Origin of the sequence: Mycoavidus sp. HKI (assembly GCF_020023735.2) — a bacterium.
Taxonomy (GTDB): domain Bacteria; phylum Pseudomonadota; class Gammaproteobacteria; order Burkholderiales; family Burkholderiaceae; genus Mycoavidus.
This window is the reverse complement of record NZ_CP076444.2, coordinates 481,969-506,602: the sequence shown is the minus strand read 5'-3', so window position 1 is coordinate 506,602 and position 24,634 is coordinate 481,969. Positions and strand designations below refer to the sequence as shown.

20 protein-coding genes, 1 tRNA gene and 1 pseudogene are annotated in these 24,634 nt (G+C 50.5%); 9 read left to right on the top strand and 13 right to left on the bottom strand.

Annotated features, from left to right (window positions below):
* Positions 1–57: 57 nt before the first annotated feature.
* Positions 58–927: pseudogene (locus KMZ15_RS02095) on the bottom strand (gamma-glutamyl-gamma-aminobutyrate hydrolase family protein); the annotation flags it as partial.
* Between the two features lie 200 nt (positions 928–1,127).
* A complete protein-coding gene (locus tag KMZ15_RS02090; RefSeq protein ID WP_223693673.1) occupies positions 1,128–2,888 on the bottom strand; it encodes a cation:proton antiporter in 1,761 nt (586 codons plus the stop codon).
* Between the two features lie 161 nt (positions 2,889–3,049).
* Here KMZ15_RS02090 and KMZ15_RS02085 point away from each other — a divergent pair, with 161 nt between their 5' ends.
* Positions 3,050–3,574, top strand: coding sequence for a disulfide bond formation protein B (locus KMZ15_RS02085; protein ID WP_223693670.1), 525 nt, complete (start codon positions 3,050–3,052; stop codon positions 3,572–3,574).
* A gap of 11 nt (positions 3,575–3,585) precedes the next feature.
* Positions 3,586–3,658, top strand: a tRNA-Thr gene (locus KMZ15_RS02080).
* 62 nt (positions 3,659–3,720) lie between these two features.
* On the opposite strand, the gene KMZ15_RS02075 is transcribed toward KMZ15_RS02080, so the two are convergent.
* From KMZ15_RS02075 to KMZ15_RS02055, 5 genes are all read right to left on the bottom strand, one after another.
* Positions 3,721–4,851 carry a TDT family transporter gene (locus KMZ15_RS02075; protein ID WP_223693668.1) on the bottom strand — a complete coding sequence of 377 codons (1,131 nt, stop codon included), beginning with the start codon at positions 4,849–4,851 and terminating at the stop codon, positions 3,721–3,723.
* A gap of 10 nt (positions 4,852–4,861) precedes the next feature.
* Positions 4,862–5,533 (bottom strand): isoprenoid biosynthesis glyoxalase ElbB, encoded by a 672-nt coding sequence (gene elbB, locus KMZ15_RS02070; RefSeq protein ID WP_223693666.1) that lies wholly within the window; start codon positions 5,531–5,533, stop codon positions 4,862–4,864.
* Positions 5,534–5,601: 68 nt separating this feature from the next.
* Positions 5,602–6,237, bottom strand: a complete 636-nt coding sequence (locus tag KMZ15_RS02065; RefSeq protein WP_223693663.1) for a DUF924 family protein — start codon at positions 6,235–6,237, stop codon at positions 5,602–5,604.
* An 88-nt stretch (positions 6,238–6,325) separates the two neighbouring features.
* Positions 6,326–7,777 carry a D-alanyl-D-alanine carboxypeptidase/D-alanyl-D-alanine-endopeptidase gene (dacB, locus tag KMZ15_RS02060; RefSeq protein ID WP_223693661.1) on the bottom strand — a complete coding sequence of 484 codons (1,452 nt, stop codon included), beginning with the start codon at positions 7,775–7,777 and terminating at the stop codon, positions 6,326–6,328.
* 126 nt (positions 7,778–7,903) lie between these two features.
* The gene (locus tag KMZ15_RS02055; RefSeq protein WP_223694641.1) at positions 7,904–8,992 is read right to left on the bottom strand and encodes an L-threonylcarbamoyladenylate synthase; all 1,089 of its coding nucleotides are present in this window, start codon (positions 8,990–8,992) and stop codon (positions 7,904–7,906) included.
* A 366-nt stretch (positions 8,993–9,358) separates the two neighbouring features.
* On the opposite strand from KMZ15_RS02055, the gene KMZ15_RS02050 reads away from it, so the two are divergent.
* From KMZ15_RS02050 to KMZ15_RS02040, 3 genes are all read left to right on the top strand, one after another.
* Positions 9,359–10,807 carry a DNA-3-methyladenine glycosylase 2 family protein gene (locus KMZ15_RS02050; protein WP_223693658.1) on the top strand — a complete coding sequence of 483 codons (1,449 nt, stop codon included), beginning with the start codon at positions 9,359–9,361 and terminating at the stop codon, positions 10,805–10,807.
* Between the two features lie 11 nt (positions 10,808–10,818).
* On the top strand, positions 10,819–11,325 hold the full coding sequence (locus tag KMZ15_RS08960) for a methylated-DNA--[protein]-cysteine S-methyltransferase (protein WP_308710423.1): 507 nt from the start codon (positions 10,819–10,821) through the stop codon (positions 11,323–11,325).
* Positions 11,326–11,420: 95 nt separating this feature from the next.
* On the top strand, positions 11,421–12,323 hold the full coding sequence (locus KMZ15_RS02040; protein WP_223693656.1) for an Rpn family recombination-promoting nuclease/putative transposase: 903 nt from the start codon (positions 11,421–11,423) through the stop codon (positions 12,321–12,323).
* A 14-nt stretch (positions 12,324–12,337) separates the two neighbouring features.
* Here KMZ15_RS02040 and KMZ15_RS02035 read toward each other — a convergent pair whose 3' ends face one another.
* From KMZ15_RS02035 to KMZ15_RS02015, 5 genes are all read right to left on the bottom strand, one after another.
* Complete coding sequence (locus tag KMZ15_RS02035) at positions 12,338–13,546, bottom strand: 5-(carboxyamino)imidazole ribonucleotide synthase (protein ID WP_223693654.1); 1,209 nt, start codon at positions 13,544–13,546, stop codon at positions 12,338–12,340.
* Positions 13,546–14,052, bottom strand: a complete 507-nt coding sequence (purE, locus tag KMZ15_RS02030) for a 5-(carboxyamino)imidazole ribonucleotide mutase (protein ID WP_223693652.1) — start codon at positions 14,050–14,052, stop codon at positions 13,546–13,548. Before purE ends, KMZ15_RS02035 begins: the two co-directional genes overlap by 1 nt.
* A gap of 23 nt (positions 14,053–14,075) precedes the next feature.
* On the bottom strand, positions 14,076–14,966 hold the full coding sequence (locus tag KMZ15_RS02025) for a phosphoribosylaminoimidazolesuccinocarboxamide synthase (RefSeq protein ID WP_223693649.1): 891 nt from the start codon (positions 14,964–14,966) through the stop codon (positions 14,076–14,078).
* A gap of 41 nt (positions 14,967–15,007) precedes the next feature.
* Complete coding sequence (gene fba, locus KMZ15_RS02020; protein WP_223693647.1) at positions 15,008–16,072, bottom strand: class II fructose-bisphosphate aldolase; 1,065 nt, start codon at positions 16,070–16,072, stop codon at positions 15,008–15,010.
* A 168-nt stretch (positions 16,073–16,240) separates the two neighbouring features.
* Positions 16,241–17,446: a phosphoglycerate kinase gene (locus KMZ15_RS02015; protein ID WP_223693645.1), complete on the bottom strand. Its 1,206-nt coding sequence runs from the start codon at positions 17,444–17,446 to the stop codon at positions 16,241–16,243.
* A gap of 351 nt (positions 17,447–17,797) precedes the next feature.
* Here KMZ15_RS02015 and KMZ15_RS02010 point away from each other — a divergent pair, with 351 nt between their 5' ends.
* The 4 genes from KMZ15_RS02010 to KMZ15_RS01995 are packed head-to-tail and all read left to right on the top strand — an operon-like array spanning position 17,798 to position 23,917.
* The gene (locus KMZ15_RS02010; protein WP_223693642.1) at positions 17,798–17,986 is read left to right on the top strand and encodes a zinc-finger domain-containing protein; all 189 of its coding nucleotides are present in this window, start codon (positions 17,798–17,800) and stop codon (positions 17,984–17,986) included.
* A gap of 27 nt (positions 17,987–18,013) precedes the next feature.
* Positions 18,014–19,042, top strand: a complete 1,029-nt coding sequence (waaF, locus tag KMZ15_RS02005) for a lipopolysaccharide heptosyltransferase II (protein WP_223693640.1) — start codon at positions 18,014–18,016, stop codon at positions 19,040–19,042.
* A gap of 12 nt (positions 19,043–19,054) precedes the next feature.
* Positions 19,055–19,501 (top strand): nuclear transport factor 2 family protein, encoded by a 447-nt coding sequence (locus KMZ15_RS02000; protein ID WP_223693637.1) that lies wholly within the window; start codon positions 19,055–19,057, stop codon positions 19,499–19,501.
* A 51-nt stretch (positions 19,502–19,552) separates the two neighbouring features.
* Positions 19,553–23,917, top strand: a complete 4,365-nt coding sequence (locus KMZ15_RS01995) for a DEAD/DEAH box helicase (protein ID WP_223693635.1) — start codon at positions 19,553–19,555, stop codon at positions 23,915–23,917.
* Here KMZ15_RS01995 and KMZ15_RS01990 read toward each other — a convergent pair.
* A complete protein-coding gene (locus KMZ15_RS01990; protein ID WP_223693633.1) occupies positions 23,914–24,504 on the bottom strand; it encodes a pilin in 591 nt (196 codons plus the stop codon). The two genes, KMZ15_RS01995 and KMZ15_RS01990, sit on opposite strands and share 4 nt — an antisense overlap.
* Positions 24,505–24,634 lie beyond the last annotated feature (130 nt).

The following is a 24,634-nucleotide window of genomic DNA, read 5'->3' as shown; positions in this document are numbered from 1 at the left end:
AATTCAATTATAAATATTATACTGCCCGCTTCTCTCTATGCTTAGGAAGTGCGACCTCTAAAACCGAGTCTCACGCGCAGCCCGTAAAAAACTATCCAGCAGCGGCGTGCAATCAAGTAACTCCGGTCCCTGTGCGCGATGAAACTCAGGATGCCATTGCACCCCCACAACAAATGGCGCTTTGTTGTAACGCACCGCTTCGATGATATCGTCGCCCGCTGAGATGGCCTCAACTGACAGATCGCGCCCCAGCGTTTTGACTGCTTGATGATGAATTGAATTGATCGTTGCCTCGCTCGCTGAAAATAGCGTAGAAAACGTTGCCCCCGCTGGAAAATTGACGGCATGCCGATGCAAATCATATTGCTCACTCACATGCACGCCAGCCGTGGGGACATCGCTCGCAATGTCTTGATATAAAGTCCCGCCAAACGCGACATTAATCAACTGACAACCGCGGCAGATACCGAGCACGGGTTTACCCGACTCAATAAATTCGTGCAATAGCTCAAGCTCATACATATCACGCACCCGGTCCCCTGACCATTCAGGACGAGTGGCTTCAGGCGAGTACGATTGCGGCGAGACATCCGCGCCACCTTGCAACACCAGCCCATCTAGATGCTTGGCATAATCGCGCAGCCGAATATTGCTGGGATGCAACATGCCTTGATGCCCTACAGTCGGAATCATAAAGACGAGAACGTCACGCGACATCACCCAGTGGGCAATAGATTCTTCTAAATATTGCAGCGTTTTACCGCGTAGTCCCTTGCCATCGGGTTCCGGATGGAAAATTCGCGCTGAGATACCGATGCGCAAGGTCCGTTGTGTGATGCGCTGCGTGGCCCGGCCATACAGCATGCGCAAACGCGCAGCAACGCTACGCCCGAAGACTGACCACGCTGACTCATTCTCTTTTACATAAGAAGCAGTAGCAGAATTGTCTGCTAAAGGAGCTGTCAATTCAGTTGTTTCAGGCGCCGCCGCGACGGACGCAGGGTGGGTTGACTCCGCCGTGGTTGAAGAGGACTCGACTACTGTCGATGGTGAGTGTTCATTCATTGCAATTGCCTATTCAGATGAATTCTCTCTATTTTTTAACAACTAGCAGAAAAACAACCCGCCTAACCATGATCTTGGTTATTGTCAAAAGTTTCACGTAGCACAATTTGCAACCTAGCGTGAACTCGCACAAACCAGCGCCACAGTACCACCAGCAAAAGTGCTGCACAGGCTAAAACTGCAATCAACAAATCGACAGGAGGCAGAATACGCCCGCTCAAAGCCGTCACCCATAAAAATACGCCAAACATCGCGATCGCGGGCACAAGCTCAGCCAGCGCATACCGGATACTGGTGGTAAAGCGTCCCGTGACTACAGGCCGTACGCTAATTTCGGCTAATAAGAGCGCCAGCGATTTAAGCTTGCGGTAGATCGCAACTAGAAAAGGCATCGAGATAGCCAGCGCTGCACTCCACCACAAAACGTTTTGGACACGTTCATCGGGCACTCGGGCGTTAACCCAGTCATCGATGCGGATCGCAAAATAAGAAACACCGATAAAAATGGCCGCAACCAGCGCAAGGTTCACCGCAATCTGTAACACAATACTGCGCACCAGTCTAAAGACCGCAGCGTTATCGCCGGTGAGTTGTAAGTTCGATAACCATTGCGCGTAATTAGAAAACAAGCTTACAAACGGACGGGGCAATATTTCCGCAATGCGTTGCGTCAACGGATCAGCGGCTCGAATCAAATAAGGTGTAAAGAGCGTTGTCAGAGCAGAAACTGCAACCGCAACCGGGTAAAGAAAATCGCTTGTAACATGCAAAGACACGCCCAACGCCGCAATAATGAACGAAAACTCGCCAATTTGCGCCACGCTCATGCCGACTCGCATTGAGGTGCGGCCATCGCAGCCCGCAACGAAAGTGCCAAGTCCACAAGTCAGAATTTTGCCAAACACTACCACGGTTGTAATCACTGCAATCGGCCATGCATAGTCGACCAATGCGCGTAAATCAAGCATCAGCCCGATCGTCACGAAAAAGATTGCGCTAAACATATCGCGTAGCGGCGCAACCACCCGCTCAATCGAATGCAGCGCACGCGATTCAGCCATAATCGCACCAATTAAGAAGGCCCCAAGTGCAATACTATAACCAAGCTTGAGCACGATTAAGCAAAAACCAAAGCACAAGCCAAGCACCGTAATTAACAACATTTCATCGCGTTTAAAACTCGCTACATATTGTAATAGACGCGGCACCAGCAATAACCCGAGCACTAACGATACGACCATAAACAACATTAGGCGTGCCAGAGTGATCACGACACTGCCGGCATCTACCGAGCCACTGCTCGCAATTCCGGACAGCAAGGCAATCATCGCAATAGCAAGAATATCCTCAACAATCAGAATGCCAAATACGGTTTGCGCAAAACGTTCACGTTTCAAGCCAAGTTCGTCTAACGCTTTGACAATAATGGTGGTCGATGAAATCGCCAGCATGGCTCCAAGAAAAAGCGCATCCATGGTTTTCCAGCCGAACCAGCAGCCGATTTCATAGCCTAGCCACAACATCAGCACAATCTCTGATAACGCAGCGACAATCGCTGTGGCGCCCACTTTGGCAAGCTTGCGCAAACTGAATTCAAGCCCGAGCGAGAACATTAGAAAAACCACGCCAAGCTCACCCAGCGTATGAATGGATGTCTCATCGCCAATTAACTCAAACGGCGGCGTATGGGGCCCAATAATCACCCCTGCGGCAATATAGCCAAGCACAACCGGCTGCTTGAAGCGATGAAAAAGCACAGTAACAATGCCGGCGATCAACATGATCACCGCAAGGTCATGAATAAAACCAATGGTATGCTGCATGCAGTACGTGTCCTTGAAGGCAGATACAATAATATGATTAGACTAAGCCGCAGCGCTAAAATCCAGCGCTCGCTCCCGAACTATAGCTTAAGCGAACAGCCGTTGTGACTTCTTCGCGCTACAATAGTTTTTAATTTAACGACTCTATTTTATCCATTTTCATGAATCCAAGATTTGATTGGCTCCGTTCACCGCGTTTACTCCTGCTCAGCAGTCTAATCAGTGTCGCATTTTTGAGCGGCGCATTCTATCTTCAATTCGTTGAAAACGAAGCCCCGTGTCCATTATGCATCTTGCAACGCTATGCATATCTATGCATAGCGCTTTTTGCGCTAGCAGGAGCTATCGTACGCCATCGTTGCCTTAACTTGGCGCTACATGTACTCACGCTGCTTGCAACTGTCAGCGGTATTGCTGCCGCTGCGCGCCATATCTGGGTGCTTAAGCATCCATTCTTTAGCTGCGGTTTCGATGTTTTGCGCCCACTTGTCGATAACCTGCCCCTGGCCTGGATTTTACCATCAGCATTCACCGTCAGCCGTTTATGTGAAGTACCCTATGCGCCAATTCTTGGATTATCGCTCTCAGCATGGTCATTAATCGGCTATCTGTCGATCCTTATCTTGATTAGCATTAGCTTCTTTTCATCACATAGGCTTGGCAGCGCAGCAAAAAGCTCGTTATAATCGCCCCTCGTGCCGGAATAGCTCAGTTGGTAGAGCAGCGCATTCGTAATGCGAAGGTCGGGGGTTCGACTCCTCTTTCCGGCACCCATCAGTCCTATAAAATAATAAAATCTTTTTCATTGGGCGTAAAAATATCGTAACTTTTGCTACTTTCCTGAACCTTCAAGGCAGGGTGCAACAAATAGCGTGCCGTGATAAATGCCCACCAAGGTGCGCCCGGTAACGATCAGCCAGAAACCGAGCAACATGCAGACGAAAATCGCACCCAGTATGGCAAACAATCCGACCTCCGTGATCCGCGCCAATGTCAATGTTGCCAACGCATAGACACCGATTGGAAAGGTAAACGCCCACCACCCCATGTTAAAAGGTAATCCTTGCCGCAGATAATGCAAGGTGGTCAAAATTGCGATAACCAACCACCACAAACCATAGCCCCACAAGATACAGGCGCCGATGACCCCGGTACTTTCGGCAAGTCGCCCGACATCGATAAGTTCTGGCGCAACCAGAATACGGGGTGCTTGTTCACCCAGTTGCAGCAGACCGAGCGCACCCGTGGCAATCGGGCCCATTGCAAGCCAGCTTGAGACAGCCATATCACGTCCGGGCAATTTATGTAGCACCATACGTAGAAACAAAATGGCCAAGATCCCCAAGGCTGGCAAAACTGAAGTACCCCAAAGCGCATAGCTGAAAAACAAAATAGCGCTAGATGCTGGATTCGCTGGCAAATAGCCCAGCAGCAAACCACCCGATGCAGCGGTCACTTCCGCCGCCACAATCGGCAGCAGCCAAATGGCCGTCATGTTTTGCAACGTGTGGGTTTGGCGGGTAAACATAAGAAACGGAATTAGCCATGCACAGAGCAGAGCCAGCGCTGCATCCAGCCACCACAGGAGGGTAGCGATCTCGACCGCCGTGTGTCCCCAACGTTCAGTGCCAAAAATCAAGAAACCGTTGAGGATGGTAGCGAGACCCATCGGGATCGCACCAAAAAACATACCCATCGCGCTATGCTGAAAAATACGTTTGGCCCCATCAAAGAAAAATATCCAGCGTGCCGCATACAACAGGCTACACACTATAAATAAGCCGATATTGATAAACCAAAGCACCTCACCTGTTGCCTTTACGCCATTGATTGGAAAGGGGAAGCGCGCCAATGCCAAGGCAACAATACCTGTACCCATCGTGGCGGTAAACCAATTAGGCGTAAATTGCCGGATCAATTCACGCGGATGCGACAAGCGATTCAGGGGGAGTGGAATCATCATTAATGCCCTATTACACGGAAGTTAATTCCAAGACCTTCTTAACCAGAGCATCAATCCCTTGCGCAACCTCTGCGATTGATGCGCCTTCGAGCATATACCCTGGCGTAGTCACCACTTTGTACCTACTGTCGACCACAATCGCATTCGTCGCACAAATAACATGCTGCCCTCCCGCTTGATCAAGCATTGCCGCCAAATGACTGTCATTACCAATGGTTAGGCTCACTGGTTGCTCTGTCAGATTTTTGAATAATTTAGGGATTAGTGCCGGGGCAATACAGATGAATCCAGTGGGTTTGCCAGCTTTATACATTTCTTGTATTAATTGACTAAGCTCTTGTTCAATAAAGCAATCGCTTCCCTGCGTAGCAAAGTCGCTTAAGTTTTTCGCTACCCCAGAACCACCGGGTAAAACCAGAGCATCTAACAAAGTGGGATCAGCGTCAGAAAGAGCAGTGATTTTACCGCGAGCGATACGCGCCGCTTCTACCAAAACATTACGGCTTTCTGTAGTCGTTTCACCAGATAAGTGATTAATAACATGAAGTTGCTTTTTATCTGGCGCAAAACAAATAGCCTGCGCGCCAGCACGTTCTATGGCCAGTAAAGTTAATACTGACTCATGTATTTCAGCACCATCAAAAACACCACAACCACTTAAAACTACGCCAATTCGTTTCATCACGTCTCTCTTTTAATGTGCTGTTTGGTATACAGGGTTATTCTCATAGGTGAATTTGCCGGCACTCATCAAAAAGACGAACCGGGTTCGCGTAGAAATGCCTCTTCTTCGGCACTGGATACTCGCCCCAAAATAGCATTCCGATGCGGATAACGGCCAAATCGCGTAATCACCTCTGCGTGCTTGCGCGCCCAGATTAGAGGAGCACTTAGACCTGTTTCAGACTTAAGTACCTCAAACAAGCGCACCGACTCACGCTGGCCATGTACAGACTCATCATGCTCAAACGGCAGATACACAAACCAGCGGTGATAAGGTGTGGGCAAACAGCGATCTTCAGCGCTACCAAGCAGCGTCAGCGCGACCTCAAGCGCACGCGCATCAGAGGCGAACGCGCGCGCTGTGCCTCGATATAGATTGCGCGAGAATTGATCCAGCAAGACGATCAAAGCACAGGCTCCCAATGGCGTCATTGCCCAGGCATCACATTGTCCAGCCATAGCTCTCTCATGCATGGCCAAAAATCGGCTGCGGATCAGCGCATCTATTTCATCAGATTGGCTAAACCATAAGGCGCGGTCACCGCCATATTCTGCCGAGCCTGGTGCCCCAAACCAAAAATCAAGCACCTCACGCGCATCTGGCGCAAGTATTGCACGCTCTTGTGCAGCTTTTTCAAGGGATTGCTCGGATTTAGCATTCATCGTATTTAAGGTTAGTCAGGAGAGTTATATTAAATGTCATTACGACCAAATTATTATCCATCTAAAAGCGAAAAGATATGCCATCTCTTTAGCGCCGTCTTTGGTAGACCCATTCAAGGAGCGCATCATGAGCTGCCTGCGCAGCAGGGGCACGTGGATCATTAATCATACTGACAACAATATAGCTATCACCGTTTGCGGCGCTCACATAACCGGCGATGGCGCGCACCTGATCAAGCGTACCGGTTTTGATCCGCGCCCGCCCAACCAGCGGAGTATTGCGCAAGCGATGGCGCATGGTCCCGTCAATGCCCACAATCGGCAGTGATTCAACAAAAGCTTGCGCGACTGGGCTTTGATTTGCGACGCGTAATAATGCCGCCAACGAACGCGCACTGACGCGCACTTGATTCGATAAACCGGAGCCATTAGCCATCACCAGCTCAGGCATCGCCAGGCCGGTGTGGCGCAGCCACTGTTTAATCGCCTGTACTGATTTGGCGACATCTGCCGGTGGTTTATTGCTGTGTGCACCAATCGTCAAAAAAAGGTTATCCGCCATTGGGTTATTTGAGAACTTATTAATATCTTGCACAATCTCAGCCAACACCGGCCCCTTATGAAGCCCAACAGGCCATGCATCAATAGAGTTCCGCCCTTCACGCACACGTCCGCTAAAGGTCCCACCTGACTGTCGCCATAAGGCAAGAAAACCTCTCGCAAAAAACCGGCTGTGATCCAGCAGCGCGACACTTTTCACGCGGGTCCCACAAGCCAATGGGTATTCACCGGCAAACGCTACACGCGTGCTACCGTCGGGCTCAAGTAGTACAAATGGGGCAGCAGCGCTAGGCAGGCCGGAACATAAATTGAGCGTGACTTGCAAAGCATTGGTAATGTGTAATTGCTCAAGCGCCGGCGTAGCCATAATGATCATTGTCCCATCGGCTTGCGGCGTGAGCGTGAAGGTCAACGACTTGAAAGCATATAATAAGGAATCAGGGCCAACGTTATACGGCGCACCCGCTTTCTCATCAAACCACTTGACATAACGTGTCGAGTCGGCAAAGTAACTTTTATCAAGAACCAAATCTCCCTCGATACTGACTACCCCTGCATGACGGATTTGCTCAACAAGGTCAATTAACTCTTCGGGAATCAGTTTGGGATCTCCACTGCCTTTGATATACAAATTGCCCTGTAGCTCCCCCTTTTTAAGGTCGCCATCAATATAGGCTTTCGTCTGCCAGTGAAAATCCGCACCTAATATGGAGAGCCCGGCAAAAGTGGTCACCAGCTTCATCGTCGAGGCAGGAATCATCGCCCGCCTAGCGTTAACCGAGAGCAGCGGCTGAACTACTCCAATGCGCTCGACCACTACGCTCATCGAAGACGGCATCACGCCGGCCTGACGCAAAGCAGCCCTTACGGTAGCAGGCAATGTTGTAGAAGTCGTGATAGAGGGTTGGGTGGAGGGTGGCCGCGCGTGCACATCGCAAGGCATACTTGCAATTGTGCCTACGCAGACTAACGCAAGCATAAGAGCCGCACCACGAATCTGATGCAATTGACCTCTTCACCGGCCTAAAGACCGGCGGCTCCTAAACTGGGGTGCGTGTTTATATTACAGATACCCATGGTGGTGAAGTACGACGCGCTGATACGCTCATGATTCCGACAAGTTAAAGGCTGCCGCAGCCCGACCCAGGCGATCATTAAGCGCCGCCCACTCCGGTTCGGCGGGTAGTTGTTCGATCAAAATACGCTCTGCGTCAGTATTTTCCAATGTGCGCAGCAGGCTATATAACTCTTGCGCATAGGCATGGGGTTCTTCAGCGGCCGCAATGATACGCACTTCAGCACACTCCGCCCATTGCACGGCACACCGCGCGGCTAACCGTGCACGCGCCACGACCGCGACAGATTCGCCGTGACGGCGGCGGCTAAGGGCTTGCATCATCTCATCTGCCGTCAATAAAGCCAATGGTATGCGCGGTGCGTAATGCGCACGTAACGTACCTGATACGCGTGGCGCGCGCTCGCCGCTGCTGGCATGAAGCAGCGCTTTTTTTCCTTCTTTCGCTGGTGCTTCATTGGGTTGCACTGGCAATTGTGGCATCTCCCCCAACACGGCCGCCAGCTGCTCAGCGCTAATTTCCCCGGGGCGCAACAGCGCGGGAAAACCGCGCGACAAATCTAAAATAGTGGATTCAATACCCACCTCACATGCCCCGCCATCGAGTACTGGTATTGCCGCCCCAAATTCATCATAGACATGTTGGGCGCACGTTGGGCTGACACGGCCAAAGCGATTAGCGGAAGGTGCCGCCACCCCACCCTGCCCGCCACTGCGCAGGCCGCCTGGCCCGCGAAAAGCACGTAACAGCGCCTGCGCAATTGGATGCGAAGGACAGCGCAGCCCAATTGACGCCTGGCCGCCACTCACCGCATCTGGGATATGGGCAGCACGCGGCAGAATCAATGTCAACGGCCCAGGCCAAAATGCATCAATCAACGCGCGAGCACTCAGTGGGAGCGCTCCGCTTACCCAGTAAGCAAGATCTGCATTGGGAGCCAGATGCACAATCACCGGATGATTGCGTGGGCGGCCTTTAGCGGTATAAATACGCGCAATAGCTGCAGGGTTTTCCGCATCAGCGCCAAGGCCGTAGACGGTCTCAGTTGGAAACGCGAGCAACTCTCCCCTTTCCAGCAAGTGGGCCGCCTGCGCAATGCCGCTTTCGTCAACGGGCAAAGCCGTAGGCGGGCAACGCCCGGAATCAGATAGGGTGAATTTAGACAAGAGGTTATCGTGCACGGACGAAACCTCCTGATTTGAATAGGAAAACAAAATCGAAAAAAACGGTCAACACAGTATTGCAAATAGAAAAAGTACTCATTAGCCCACAATACCATGAATTCTACTTCCAGCGGTGTCTGTGAGAGGCGGGTGAGAGTTAACCAAAGTAAGCTATCAGCTATCAATGTACTACACAATGACGGTTGCTCTAAATGGAAGCCCATCAGCGCTGAAATCAGCGGTCTAGTAGATGTGCATCACGATCATTTGATGAGTAATGGCAGTTGAAAAATAGACATTCAGCGCATAAAGTGGAACAGAATGATGAAATTAAATCAACAAACGATGTACGAGCGTAGTGTTGCCAAAGACCAAACTTATGACGGACGGTTTTTCACTGGGGTGCTCACCACCGGCATTTACTGTTTGCCATCATGCCCTGCGCGCAAACCTAAGTTTGACAATGTCCGCTTCTTTGCGAGTGAAGCGGAAGCGATTGCTGCGGGCTTACGCGCCTGCAAGCGGTGCCGCCCAGATCTTTTTGCACGTGGCATGCGTTGGGATGAGGCCTTATATGAAGGCTTAATCGAACGGGTGCGCGCTGAGCCTAGCGCATTTAAGGATGTGAATAGTCTCGCCGCGACCGCGGGCATTGGCATCACCCATTTAGCTGAACTCATCCGCACTCATGCTCATCTGACGCCGGCGGCGTTATTGCGCCAAGAGCAAATCGCTTTCGCTTGTCAACGTTTAATTGATTCAAATGAGCGGGTGATCGATCTTGCTCATGAAGCAGGTTTTGAGAGCGAGGCCACCTTCCATCGGCAGTTTCTGGCCACGACCGCAATGACACCAGGCGCCTATCGGGCTTTACGCGAGTCAAAGAGTTTTTTACTGCAACTACCGGCAGATTTTCGGGCAATTGATGTGCTCCGTTACCATGGACGAGATCGCGAGGGCGCCTTTGAACAAGTCTGCGGTCAACAGATCTCTATTCCGCTCAGACTCAACAGTCTATTAGTAAGGCTCAAACTCACCTTACAAACGCCAGGCGCCTGGTGCGAGGTTGAGTATGATGGCGCACCTTCGCCGCAAACTATGGTTAAAGCACATGTTATCGCTATGCGTATGTTAGGTTTATATAGTGATAGCGCCAGTTTTGAGGCGAGGGCGAATAAACAAGAACATGTGCGAACGCTCGTTGCGAATCACCGCGGCCTACGCATTCCTCTAGCGCCAGGCGCTTTTGAGGCGCTCGTATGGGCAATCATCGGACAGCAAATTAATCTAGCTTTCGCGGTACAACTACGGCGAGCTCTGATCAAACACGCAGGTGACCCAGTGGGCACAGGTGGCCAATATACTCATCCATCACCCGAGCGCATTGCTGCGATGGACCCCTCTGAATTAACCGCGTTACGTTATTCACGCTCTAAAGCAGAGTATTTGATTAATGCTGCGCAAACAATCTGCTCAGGGCAATTGCCATTAGAACGCTTAGCGCAAGGCTCGGCTCAAGTCGCAGACCGAACCCTACGCAGTCTACGCGGTCTGGGGCCATGGACCACGCACTACACTTTAATGCGTGGTTTAGGGTTAGCCGATTGCGTGCCAGCTGGCGACAGTGGTTTGGCGACAGGACTACAACGCCTGCATCAATTACCACAGAGGCCAAGCGTAGAGCAGATGGCAGCCCTAATGGCCCCTTTTGCCCCCCATCGCAGCCTCGCTACCTGCCATGTTTGGGCCAGCTTAGCGACTCAAGCATAAGGAGAGATACCATGCAACCTCAAACGCATTATTTTGGCGGAAAATTCTCTACCCCACTTGGACAAATGACAGCCATCGTCACGACCGAAGGCGCTTTAGTTCGGCTTGGATTTGCCGGAGAAACACGAGCCGCGCGCCGTTTACTGCAGGGGATTGATGTCGAATGGCAAAACGCTAAAACGGTATCTGTTCAACAGCAAATTGAAGAATATTTTGAGGGTCGCCGGCAAAAGTTTAACCTGCAACTTGCGCCATTAGGCACGGTTTTTCAGCTTCGCGTTTGGCAACAGCTGAGCAACATTCCATACGGCACCACCCTTAGTTATGGCGAGCTAGCCCATGCCCTAGGCTGCCCAACAGCAGCACGCGCTGTAGGTGCCGCCAATGGCGCCAACCAGATTGCCGTGATTGTACCTTGCCACCGAGTCATTGGAGCCAGTGGTAGTCTGACTGGATATGCAGGCGGGCTCGACGTAAAACATGCCCTACTTACGCTAGAAAAAGCTCATTTAAATTAGACATTTGGTCTAGTATTCATCGTTGTTTGGTCGTGACAGAATGTTTGGCATTCTCCACCCGTTGGCGGTAAGCCAACCCACCAGACAATCGTTAGATGAGTCACTTATCGATGCCACATGATGGATTGTTTAAGCTCTTCTTGATGGATGTAGACATCGCCAAAGAGTTTTTGCAAATTCACTTATCTCATTCTGTGCAACAACAGTTTGATTTTGATACTTTAACGCTTGCTCCAGGCTCATTTGTTGAAAATGATTTAAGCCAGCATTACTGCGATATCGTTTATTCGATCCGTGTAATGAACGAGCACAGTTCAGCGTATATTTTGCTTGAGCACGAAAGCGCAGTGGGTAAGCTCACCCCATTTAAACTATGGCGCTACCAAAGCGCGCTCATGAAACAACACCTTAACCAAGGTAATACGTTATTGCCTGTCGTGCTGCCGATCATTTTCTATCGAGGCGCAGGGTCTTATCGAGGTCCGCTCAGCCTCTTAGAATGTTTTAGGGATAAGACTTTAGCACAAAAAATATTAGCATTAACCAAGCCCATTCAGTTGATTGCTTTATCAGCAACACCAGACGATATCTTAATGGCACATAAGCGTTGTGCAGCATTAGAACTAGCGCAAAAACACATTTATAGCTGGGATCTGAAACAACTTGTGCCTAAGATTTTTGAGCTTTTTGACCGCTATCCACTAGCCATTGAAAAGAGACAAGGACTACTATATTATTTAGCAAAAGAAGGGCATGGAATGGATAAGCAGTTTGTCCAATTTATGATTAACACCGCACCACATTACCGGGAGGACATTATGTCTGCTGCGCAATATTTAATTGAAGAAGGCCGACAAAAAGGCCGTCATGAAGGCTGGCAAGACGCTATGCTTGAAACAGCTAAAAATATGTTAACAGGAGGTGTAGCCTTCGATCTTATCAAGCAAGTCACGAAACTTTCTGACGATACAATCACCGCTCTCATGCCAGAAAATTAATCACACCGTATGTGCTAATCAAACGGATATTGTCCATGCGCTTTAGTTGATATCATCTGTAGCAGCTGCGCGCTTTCACACGCGGCAGCAGAGGCCTCGTCCAATGTTGCCGCAACAAGCGTTAAATGACCCATTTTACGGGCTGGACGCGCTTCCTCTTTCGCATAGAGATGGAGCCGTGCCGCTGGCAATGCAATCACCTCATGCCATGGTGGCATTTGATTACACCCACCTCCAGCAAACCAAAGATCCCCCAGCAGATTCAGCATAACCGCGGCCGAATGTTGCCGCGTGTCACCCAATGGCAGCCCCGTCATTGCGCGTACTTGCTGCTCAAATTGGCTGGTAGCGCAAGCATCTACCGTGTAATGACCAGAGTTGTGTGGGCGCGGAGCCATTTCATTGGCTAATAACGAGCCATCTTCCAGCACAAAGAATTCAACACATAAAACCCCCACATAGCGCAGTTGCTCAGCAATTGCCAAAGCTGTGCACGTTGCAGCGTCGACTAGTGCTGGCGGCACATTTGGCGCCGGGGCAATCGTTTGCATTAAGATTCCATGCTGATGCGTATTGCATACCAGTGGGTAAACAGCGGTTGCACCATTTACGCTGCGGGCAATCAGCGTAGAGACTTCATAAGCAATCGGTACCTGTTTTTCAAGCACGCAGGCCACATCGCCAAGCTCAGCATAAGCACGCTGCAGTTCGACTGCGCTTGCAATCTTAATTTGGCCTTTGCCATCGTAGCCCAGGCGGGCGGTTTTTAAAATGCCCGGCAAAACTGAATTAAGCTGTTCATGACTGAACTGCGCCAGCCTATCTGCCGACTCTATGATGAGGTGAGGCGCAACCGCTACCCCACAGCTTTCCATAAAACGCTTTTCTGCAATCCGATCTTGCGCAATTGCAACGCAGTGACTCGCCGGGCTAACATAGGTTGTGCGCGCTAGGTGCTCAAGGCTTGCCGCTGGCACGTTTTCAAACTCGGTGGAAATCGCCGCGCATAGCTGAGCAAATTCAGCCAGCGCTGCCTGATCCTCGTAAGCCGCGCACAAATGACGATCCGCTACTGCGCCTGCTGGACTCGCTGGATTAGGGTCCAGCACCGCTACCCGGTAACCCATTGTTTGGGCCGCAAAACAAAACATGCGGCCAAGCTGGCCGCCACCCAGTATGCCAAGCCAGGCACCGGGCAAAATTGGAAAGCTATGAGCAAACATTAGAGATTAGGTAGGGTTGCAGCACACGCAGCATCGTGTTGTCGCTGGCGGAATAGTTCGAGTTTGCGGGTGAATTCAGCAGAAATATTGGCCAATAGCGCAATTGCAAATAAGGCCGCATTGGCCGCGCCTGCTTCGCCGATCGAGAAAGTAGCAACCGGCACGCCCTTTGGCATTTGTACAATTGAATGGAGCGAATCGACGCCTCTCAGATATTGACTTGGCACCGGCACGCCCAGTACCGGTACCGTGGTTTTTGCGGCGAGCATACCCGGCAAATGTGCCGCGCCCCCTGCTCCGGCAATAATCGCCACCAGTGAGCGCGCGCGCGCATTCTGCGCATAAGCCAGCATCTCGTCAGGCATACGATGTGCGGAAAGAACTTGAGCTTCATACGGCACATCAAACTCTTTTAGAATTTGCACCGCATGCCGCATGACGTCCCAGTCCGAGGCTGAACCCATTACCACGCCTATCAATGGCGGCTGTCGCTGGTCATTTTCCATCTGCTTAAGCCTTGCATAGCTGATTAAATTTCGCCCGTTAAACGCTCGAGCGCTTCGTGATATTTGGCGGCTGTTTTTTCGATCACAGCAGCCGGCAATGTAGGAGCAGGCGGAGTCTTTGACCAAGACTGCGTCTCGAGCCAATCGCGCACAAACTGTTTATCAAACGAGGGAGGATTTTCACCAACCTGGTATTGGTCAGCCGGCCAGAAGCGCGATGAATCGGCAGTGAGCACTTCGTCCATTAAGTGCAAAACGCCATTGTCGTCTAAGCCAAATTCAAATTTGGTGTCTGCAATGATAATGCCGCGCGTTGCCGCATATTCTGCCGCTTCACGGTAAAGTAACAAGCTAAGATCACGAATTTGCGATGCCAAGGTAGTCCCAATCAAGGCTTCAACTGCAGCATAAGAGATATTCTCGTCATGCTCGCCAAGATTGGCTTTGGCCGCTGGCGTGAAGATCGGCTTCGGCAACTGTTGCGCATTTTTCAAGCCAGCCGGTAACGCAACCCCACATACCGCTCCAGTTGCTTGGTAATCTTTCCAGCCACTTCCTGCCAGATAACCGCGCACAACCGCTTCAATCAAAATCGGCGTTAAGCGCTTAGCGACTACCGCACGGCCTTTGACTTGCGCAACTTCGTCAGAGGCAACGACGGACTCAGGCGCAACCCCTGTTAAGTGATTGGGGACATGATGCGCAAACCGCGCAAACCAGAAATTTGACATCTGGTTAAGGACGTATCCTTTCCCAGGAATCGGCTCATTGAGCACAACGTCAAACGCAGAAATACGGTCAGTCGTGATAATCAGCAGTTGATCCCTGCCAATCGCATAATTGTCACGGACTTTGCCGCAGCCTAACAGGTTCAGCGAAGACAGCGAAGATTGATAAAGTGTAGGTGACGGCATAAGAAGTATTTTTTTCGACTGGTGAGCACGCGCGTTAATTTTTACTGCACCTGTTGCGTCAGTTCGCCTTTTTGATAACGTTGAGCCATTTTTTCAAGCGGCGCTGGCTTGATTTTGCTAGCCTGCCCTTCACAGCCAAAAGCGAGATAGCGGGCTTTGCAGATCGCTTGCGCGGCGGCGCGAGCGGGCTTGAGATAGTCGCGTGGATCGAATTTGCTCGGGTTTTCAGCCAGAAAGCGTCGAACCGCACCCGTCATAGCCAGCCGTAGATCGGTATCAATATTGATTTTGCGCACACCGTGGCGAATCCCTTCCTGAATCTCTTCAACCGGCACGCCATAAGTTTGTTGCATCTCGCCGCCAAACTCTCGGATTTCGGCCAACAATTCCTGTGGCACCGACGATGAGCCATGCATGACTAAATGCGTATTGGGCAGGCGGCGGTGAATTTCTTTGATGCGTTCAATGGCCAGGATATCGCCAGTCGGCTTTTTGGTGAATTTATACGCGCCGTGCGAGGTGCCGATAGCAATCGCAAGTGCGTCACATTGAGTTTGACTAACAAAATCAGCTGCTTGCTCTGGATTAGTCAATAATTGCTCACGACTCATCGTACATTCAGCGCCATGACCGTCTTCTTTATCGCCGCGCATGGTCTCTAACGAGCCCAAACAGCCTAACTCTGCCTCTACGGTCACACCGATTGCATGGGCCAAATCGACGACTTTTTTTGAAACCGCCACATTATATTCATAGGAGGCAATCGTTTTGCCATCTTCATGCAGTGAACCATCCATCATCACGCTGGTAAAGCCGCTACGAATGGCCGCCAAGCAGACTGCTGGCGATTGGCCATGATCTTGATGCATAACCACTGGCAGATGAGGGTAGGCTTCGACTGCAGCTTCAATTAAATGGCGCAAAAAGGCTTCGCCAGCATACTTACGAGCGCCTGCTGACGCTTGCATGATCACTGGCGCATTGACCTCATCAGCCGCTGCCATAATCGCTTGCACTTGTTCCAAGTTATTCACATTAAAGGCCGGCAGTCCATAGCCTTCTTCAGCGGCATGGTCAAGCAATTGGCGCATTGATACGAGAGGCACTTGCTTTCTCCTTAATTCAAAATAATAAAATGATGTTTACGCATCACTAACTTGCGCGATTTTCGTGGTACTCATACCAGCGGTCTGTTCCATAGACTAACCTCACCGTGCGTATAAATCAGGTGGGGACAATGGTCATAACTGAGTGGCACAATACATAAGTAGTCATCAGGTTCCAGATACTGAGCGAGTCATGAGTACCTCTACAGCAGGCAGTGCTTTACCTTCAAGAAATTCAAGAAAAGCGCCGCCGCCAGTTGAAATATAATCTATTTGATCAGAGATACCGTATTTTGCGATCGCGGCTAGTGTATCGCCCCCCCCTGCGATTGAAAACGCATCAGAGGTTGCAATCGCTTGCGCCAGCGCTTTTGTGCCGTCACCGAAGGCATCAAACTCAAACACGCCCACTGGCCCATTCCATACTATCGTACCAGCCTTAGCCAGCAGCGCCGTCAGTTGGCTCATGCTAGCTGGGCCCAGATCGAGAATTAAGTCATCTTCAGCCACCGCGTGCGCCGGTTTGATTTCAGGTTGCGCACTGGCGCTAAATGTTTTTGCAGTCACCACATCCAGCGGCATAGGTACTGATGCGCCACGTTGCTGCATCAATTCCATGATTGCCTTAGCTTCACTCAGTAAATCAGCTTCAGCCAGCGATTTGCCAATCGGCAAACCAGCAGCCAGCAAAAACGTATTAGCAATGCCGCCGCCCACAATCAGTTGGTCAACCTTATGTGCCAGTGACTTCAAAATGGTGAGTTTGGTCGATACTTTTGAACCTGCAACGATTGCCACTAACGGTCGCTTGGGTTGTTCAAGCGCGCGTGCAAGCGCACTTAATTCACCAGCTAGGAGAGGCCCCGCGGCTGCGATTGGCGCATATTTTGCGATGCCATGCGTTGACGCTTGGGCGCGATGTGCCGTGCCAAATGCATCATTAATATAAATATCGCACAGCGCCGCCATTTTCTGGGCGAGTGTGTCCGAATTCTTTTTTTCTCCTAGGTTTGCCCGGCAATTTTCTAGTAAAACCAACTGCCCCGGGGCAAGCTCAACGCCTTCTTCGACCCAATCACGGATCAATGGCACAGTACGGCCAAGGAGTTCGCCTAACCGTTGGGCAACAGCCGCTAAAGAATCTTCCGGTTTAAGTTGGCCTTCAATGGGCCGACCCAGGTGAGAGGTCACCATAACCGCCGCACCTGCAGCCAAGGCTGCAGTCATAGCGGGTATAGAAGCACGGATGCGGGTATCGTCGGTGATCTGACCGGCTGCATCGCGCGGCACATTGAGATCAGCACGGATAAACACCCGCTTGCCAGTCAGTTTACCAGCAGCAATCAAATCAGTAAGACACAGAATTTGGGGCATGGGGAGCACAGCGCAGATAAAATCCGCAGAAAATCAGCAAGACAATAAGGTAAAGCAGGATGCATACCAATACGTTCGGCAAAAAACTAATAGGCTCACCGGGAAAATTCCGCATTGTACCCACTATACGAAAAAACCTCCACCCTGTAAAAATTCCCCCGTGAGAAACCCCGATCAGCGCCGGCTATCGCCATCCCAATCACTCTTTCGTTATACGCTAAATAAATGGCATACCACCTGATTTATAATAGCCAGCCTAAATATTAAATCGCGGCACTCAGGAGCTGCTTTATGGCGGGTCAAAATCCTCAATATGCACACTGGCTCACGCCAATTTAAAGAGAATCACAGATGACGCAAATACCACTGCTTGAAGTTAATATAGACGAACTCCCAATGTATTGTCCGAATCCCCAAATGCCTCACTGGAGTTCGCACCCACGTGTTTTTATCGACCTGAGCCATGGCGAGGCGAGTTGCCCCTATTGCGGTACACGTTATGTACTGCGCCATAGCGAAGTGATTACCCGCCTGGCTTAGCCGCTCACCCTTTAGCCAGTCATCTTAATGCAACGCGTACTCATTATCGCTCCCAATTGGATTGGCGATGCGCTCATGGCGCAACCCCTTTTCATTTTGCTTAAGAAGCTGCATCCACGCATCATTCTAGATGCGGTCGCACCAAACTGGGTGGCGCCAATACTGCAGCAGATGCCGGAAATCGACCACATCTACCCCACCCAGCTCGCTCATAGAAAAGTACAATTATGGCAACGCTGGCAGCTTGCGCAGACGCTGCGCACAGTCCAGTATGACGCCGCTTATGTGCTACCCAATTCAGCCAAATCCGCTTTACTCCCATGGCTTGCGCACATTCCGCTGCGCATTGGCTATCATGGTGAGCACCGTTATGGGCTCGTCAATGTGCGCCACCTCAATCCGCGCAAAAACGCACAGCGGCCAACCATGGTGCGACACTATGCAGCACTGGCCTATGCCCCACGCGCGCAGTTGCCAGATGAGTTGCCGCTGCCGCACATCACGCTCGATCCGCACAAAGCAGCGCTTGTTGCACAACGCTTCATGCTGACTGCACAGGCACCTCTTATCGCATTTTGTCCGGGCGCTGAATACGGCAGTGCCAAACGCTGGCCGGTCGAACATTTTGCTACGCTTGCCCAACTCATTACCTATGCTTTTCCTTATGCGCAAATTGTTACGCTTGGCTCAGCACAAGATGCGCCACTTGGCGCACTCATCACCGCACATGCGCCCCATGTACGCAATTTATGCGGACAAACCACACTGAACGATGCATGCGCCTTAATTGCCAGCGCCAGCGCCGTAGTCAGCAATGATTCCGGGCTGATGCACATTGCTGCCGCGTTGCGCCGGCCGCTACTGGCCCTTTACGGTTCAAGCGACCCACGCCATACCCCTCCCCTAACTGACACCGCGCGAGTACAATGGTTACATCTCGAGTGCAGTCCGTGTTTTGCGCGCGAATGCCCATTGGGGCATTTGAACTGCTTGCGCCAACTCAAACCAGAACATATATTCGAGCAATTACGTGAAATGCTGCTGATCAAGAGTTAACAAGAGAACCTCATGCCTTCCTTCACTCGCCCATTCGATACGGCTATTGATACGCTGCACGCGTATTACCACGCGCTGGCTGACAGCAAGCTTGAAGACCTCATGGCGCTTTGGATCGATGAAGACGCGGTCAGTTTCATTAGCGTGGATGGCATTCTTTTTAATGGTTTGGATACGATTCGCTACCATTTGGCTCAGCAATTTGAATATGGCCTCCCTAAGATCGCAGTGCTCGATACGCGTTCTTATGAAAGCCCAGGTACCGCAATCTATGTCGTGACCGAAGCCCATAATCCGGTTAACCAAGATGAGCAACCCAAATTGGTGCTGACAACTTATGTTTTAGTCCAGGAATGCGGAAAATGGAGAGTCGCACATATTCATGCCAGTCCAATGCCTGAGCAGGCGGCTTCGCTTTTTACCAATGGCCTCGAGCAAAATCAAGGGTCTTTGCACTAACCATAGCGCAACAGGCTCACTTTGCATATCCGTTACGGAGTGGCCCTATCTATGCCTCCAGCTGTTACCCATTTTGCGCAAAAAATAAGCCGCTACTTCATGGATTTTCTGCGCACAGATTTTAAAAAATCTGCTGCCCCGCGCCGGAAAATCCAACTACAAACTGAGGCTGGACTTCGTTGTGGCATACCATTGCGACAATACTCCACTTTGCTTAGCGCAATTTGGAAACAACTTGCCGCGCCAATGGTCAATTTAAAACCCCTGCGCATTGGACGTAACCGTTACACCACGCCGATTAGTCCGGTCTTAAAAAATCTCGTCAATCAGCAGATTGACGCTCTTGACGGCGCCATTTTTAACGCGGTACACGATGACACGCTAGCACGCGCCACCGACTTACGTGAGCGCGCTACGCAAAATCCGGAGGCCTTCGTTGATGAAGTGATCTCGTCTTTCGCTGAAGCAGTGTCAAAGCGAGTGATTCATCCACTCTTGAGCCTGCTCAACGAATCATTTCAACAACAAAGTTATGCGGCGCTTGAATCTATTTTTGAGGTAGAACATGATTTAGTTGAGTCACTATGCGCTGCAACGATCAGCAACCTGCCCATCGCACTCAACACTTTCATTGTCACTGGCAAGCTTGAACCTGTCCAGGCCGTTCTCACAGAGTTTTTTGTTGCGACTGACGCACGCACCCAGCTAAAAGCATTTTTTGATGACTTTGCAGCCGCAGACGCATATCAAGCACTACGCGATCTCTGGCAAACGATGCGCACGGGCGATAACCTAGCCTTTTATATTTATCTGTGCGAGCTACGCTTTGATAAGTTTGCCTTTCCTCTTTTTTATATTCCAGTCCAACTTAACCTAGATGAAAAAACCAGCGAATATGTGCTGGAACTTAACCCGCATCTGTATACCAATCGTGATGCAGTTGATTTCATCTTACAAGAACTCAAGCCCGGCGCAGGCCAGTCAGCGTGTTTCCCGATTGCGCAGCGAATTATTTATCCGCTGGCAAGCGCCAGTTTCTTGGATGAAATAAGCCATATTGTCACTAAAATAACGCCCGTTCTTGATTTATCTGGGGCATTTGATGTGCGTTTACCCACCTTGGAAACCATCAGATCGAGCCAGCTTAAATTATCCAAAGCCTCTTATTTATCGGTTTTTGATAAAAGCGATGAAAGTCAGGTCAACGATTATGAAGCGCTGTTAACAGCAACCGGCGCGGATCAAAACGAGGTCAACCAGCTTTTTAACGACATCATCCAACGTTTCATTACCGAAGAGCCCCAGTCCATTTGGCGAGAAGTTGAAGAGACATGGGAAAACACGCCGATTGTCGACCGTCTAGTGGGCCGCTCGCCGATCCCACTGAATGAAGAGCAACGCAAAATCTTAGCCGCGCTGGCTCACCCTGCTTGCCGTTTTGTTACGGTACAAGGGCCGCCCGGCACAGGCAAATCGCACACCATCACTGCAATTGCATTTGACAGTATTGTGTCGGCCCGCTCACTGCTTATTCTGTCAGACAAAAAAGAAGCGCTGGACGTCGTCGAAGATAAATTGCAAACAGCACTCGCCAGTGTACGGCAAGATGATGACTTTCCAAATCCAATCCTACGTTTAGGTAAAGCGGGAAATTCGTACCCACGCCTGGTGTCGTCAGCGGCCGTTGAAAAAATCAAGACATATTGGAAGGTCACAAAGGGACAAGCTGAACGCTTGGCGGATGAAACAGCCGCACAAGATGCCGCTGTGCGCGCGGACGTGGCGCAAACCATTACCGCTTATTCATCGGTCACACTAAAAGATCTGGCACGCCTACGCACCCTTGAAGGGCACATTACTCCACATATATCAGGGCTTTTACCGTTATTGCAAACACCGCTCTCAGCGGATGCAGTTCAGCGTTTAGCAGCAGATTTGCTGTCAAGTGATGAGCGGATTGAAGCCAGTCGCTTTATCGCCAGCCACCTCGCGGCGGGTTCTTTACTTGAGATTGTGTCTACATTGCAAGCCACCGCGCTATTGACCCAGTTGAGTGACGTTTGGTCAATGCGCCACAGCCTGGCACTGTTTGCCCCGCTGGGCATGGCCGAATATGCAGCATTAGAAAGATTTATTCTGGCGTATCACGCGATCCGCAAACCCATTGTGGGCTTTCTGTTTTCACGGGCACAAGCTCAAGCCCTTGACCAACAACTCGCCAACGAGTTGCCTTGCGTGCGACCCTTAGCATTTCATAAACAGCTCAGCAAGCTACGTGAAGTCCATCTGATTCTGACACGCATTGCGAAAACCTTACAGCAAACGCCGTCATCGCCAGACCTAATGCGCTCGGTCTATCATGTATTGCTTAATTCCAGCACGCCCCCAGCAAGCGTCAGTAAAGCTGGGCGTTGGTTAGAAGCGCTCTCGTTGCTTGCCGGAGAACACTCGATCTTGCCAAAGCTGATGGAACCTGGCGCGTTAAAAGAATTCAAAGCCGCCCCGCATATGTACTCTGCGCAAAACGTGCAGGCGTTACTGGATCTGCTGCATAACGTCTCCGAGTACAGCCTGCTATGGCAAACGTCCGGAGCCATTATCCGTAGCGCGCCCTCTTTTAACTATGTCAGAGAGATGGAACGATTAGCGCAACTTCATACCACCCGCATGAGTAGCGAAATCGACGGGCGCTTTCTAAACTTTATCGATGATAAAAGTGCAACTGCAAAGACCTTAGCGGAAGTCATCAAAGCCAAACAGAAATTTCCAGTCGCAGCCTTTGATGCACTCACGCAAGCGTTTCCAGTCATTATTGCCAGTATTCGTGACTTTGCCGAATATGTACCCCTGAAGCACGGTGTGTTTGATCTAGTGGTGATTGATGAAGCATCGCAAGTCTCTATTGCACAGGCATTTCCGGCGTTATTGCGGGCCAAAAAAGTGGTTGTACTTGGCGACCAACGGCAGTTTAGCAATGTCAAATCCAGTCAGGCAAGTTTGGCGATGAACAATGGCTATCGTTCAGAACTGGAAGCCTATTTTAGGATTCATATCAGTGATGCAGCTGACCGGATCCAGCGGCTTAAGCAGTTCGACGTCAAAAAATCTGTGCTTGAATTTTTCGAACTGATTGCCAATTACAGGAGCATGTTAAAAAAGCACTTTCGAGGCTATCAAGCGCTGATTTCATTGAGTTCAAAATTTTTCTATGATAATGCGCTGCAAGCGATTAAGGTACGCAGTAAACCAATCAATCAAATTCTCGAATTCTCGTGGGTAACGCCTGCCAATACCCACGAGCCTTACCGCAACGTCAATTCCGCCGAAGGCGAGTTCATCGTCGCTTTATTGCGCACAATGATTGATGAGGCCAATCCGCACAGCGTCGCCATCATTACGCCATTTCGTGAACAGCAGCAATATTTGGCGAAAACAATTTTTCATGATCCTTATGCCAGCCAGTTTGAACAGTGCTTGCGCCTTAAGATTATGACCTTTGACACCTGCCAGGGTGAAGAACGTGACCTCGTAATTTATTCAATGGTAGCCGTGCCGAGCCACGATTCACTGAATTATATTTTCCCGCTCACCCTTGAGGATATCGCCGAACGGGCAGAAGATGCCCTTAAAGTGCAGCGCCTTAACGTTGGCTTCTCACGTGCTAAAGAGAAGATGCATTTTGTTCTTTCTAAGCCTATCGAACACTATAAGGGCTCCATTGGCCAAGTTCTGGCGCACTATCAAAGCATACTGCAACGGGATAGAACGGACCAAGCAAGCTCCCCTGCGCAATCAAATTCACCACTCGCTCAAAAAGTACTAGGATGGTTGCTGGCGACGCCGTTTTATCAGCTTAATCAAGATGAGATTGAAATTGTCTCGCCCTTTCCAGTGAGCGTTTACTTGCAGCAGCTCGACCCTTCGTACCAGCATCCCGTCAGGCGGATTGATCTCTTACTGCGTTTTTATGGCGGACAAAAAACCGTGAATGCGGTCTTAGAATATGATGATTTTGAAGAAAATGCCGCCCAAAACGGCAACTCAGACCATTCCTCCCTGTCGCCCACCTATTACCGCACCCAAGATATTGAACAGCAATTCATCTTAGAATCCTATGGCTACACCTTTATTAGGCTGAATCGCTTTAATCTGGGTGAAGATCCGGTACAAGCGCTCTCTGAGCGCTTGTTCGCTTTAGTGGACGCCACCCGTCACGTTGCTCATGCAGCCGTGGTGACGGACATTCATAGTGGTATTAAAGAGCTCGACGATGGCAGCGCAAAGATTTGCCGCCGCTGCCAAGAAATTAGAAACAAAGAGGCTTTTTTTGATCAGACGCTCAGTGCAGGGCAAGGGGGATATGGGCATATTTGTAGCGTATGCAAAGCGCAACGAAAAAAACGGCGTTTGGGCTAAAGGCGGCATTCCGAGGGTGCAAACCGACGCGGTAATGTAGCTGGCTCAGACGGTAACGGCCCAGGGCCAGGCGCAGGTAAAGACGAAGCCGCCTTACCTGCAGCAAAACATTCCCAGCTTAGTGAACCTGGCTGCGCAGTGTCCGCTACCAAGCCAATACGAGCATTAGGTGAAGCCGGATCATTGGGTCCAGAAGGGACCAGCACCAGTGTGTTTGAGCCGGCCGGCGCCACACGCGACATATATGAAATGACGATTTGCCCATTGTTCGGAACAATATGGATCAATTCAATGTTACGCGTCGCGCTAGGTGGGTTAAATCCGCTGTCAAACGGCATACCACTGGCTGCGTTTTCGGCAACCGCAAGCCGCGCTGAAGCGGCGAGCGACAAACCTTCTCCTACGCGACTGCGAGCTAAGTAATCTTGATACGCGGGAATCGCGTAGGAAGCCACAATACCAACAATAGCCAGCACAATCATCAGTTCAATCAGCGTAAAACCCAACCAGCGAAAACTTGCACGCAAGCGTGTACGTTGGGCAAAAAACCAAAAACGAACCAGGCCACCGTATAACCACTTTGCCATCGCACCCTTCCGTATGCAGAAAGAAAATAAGAGGCAGAAGACCACGCATGGTTAGCGAGAGCCGCCGGATGGTCTATCCGCTGCCTGCCCCCTGTACTTGTAGCTTGGAGAGTACCAAATTAAGCGGCAT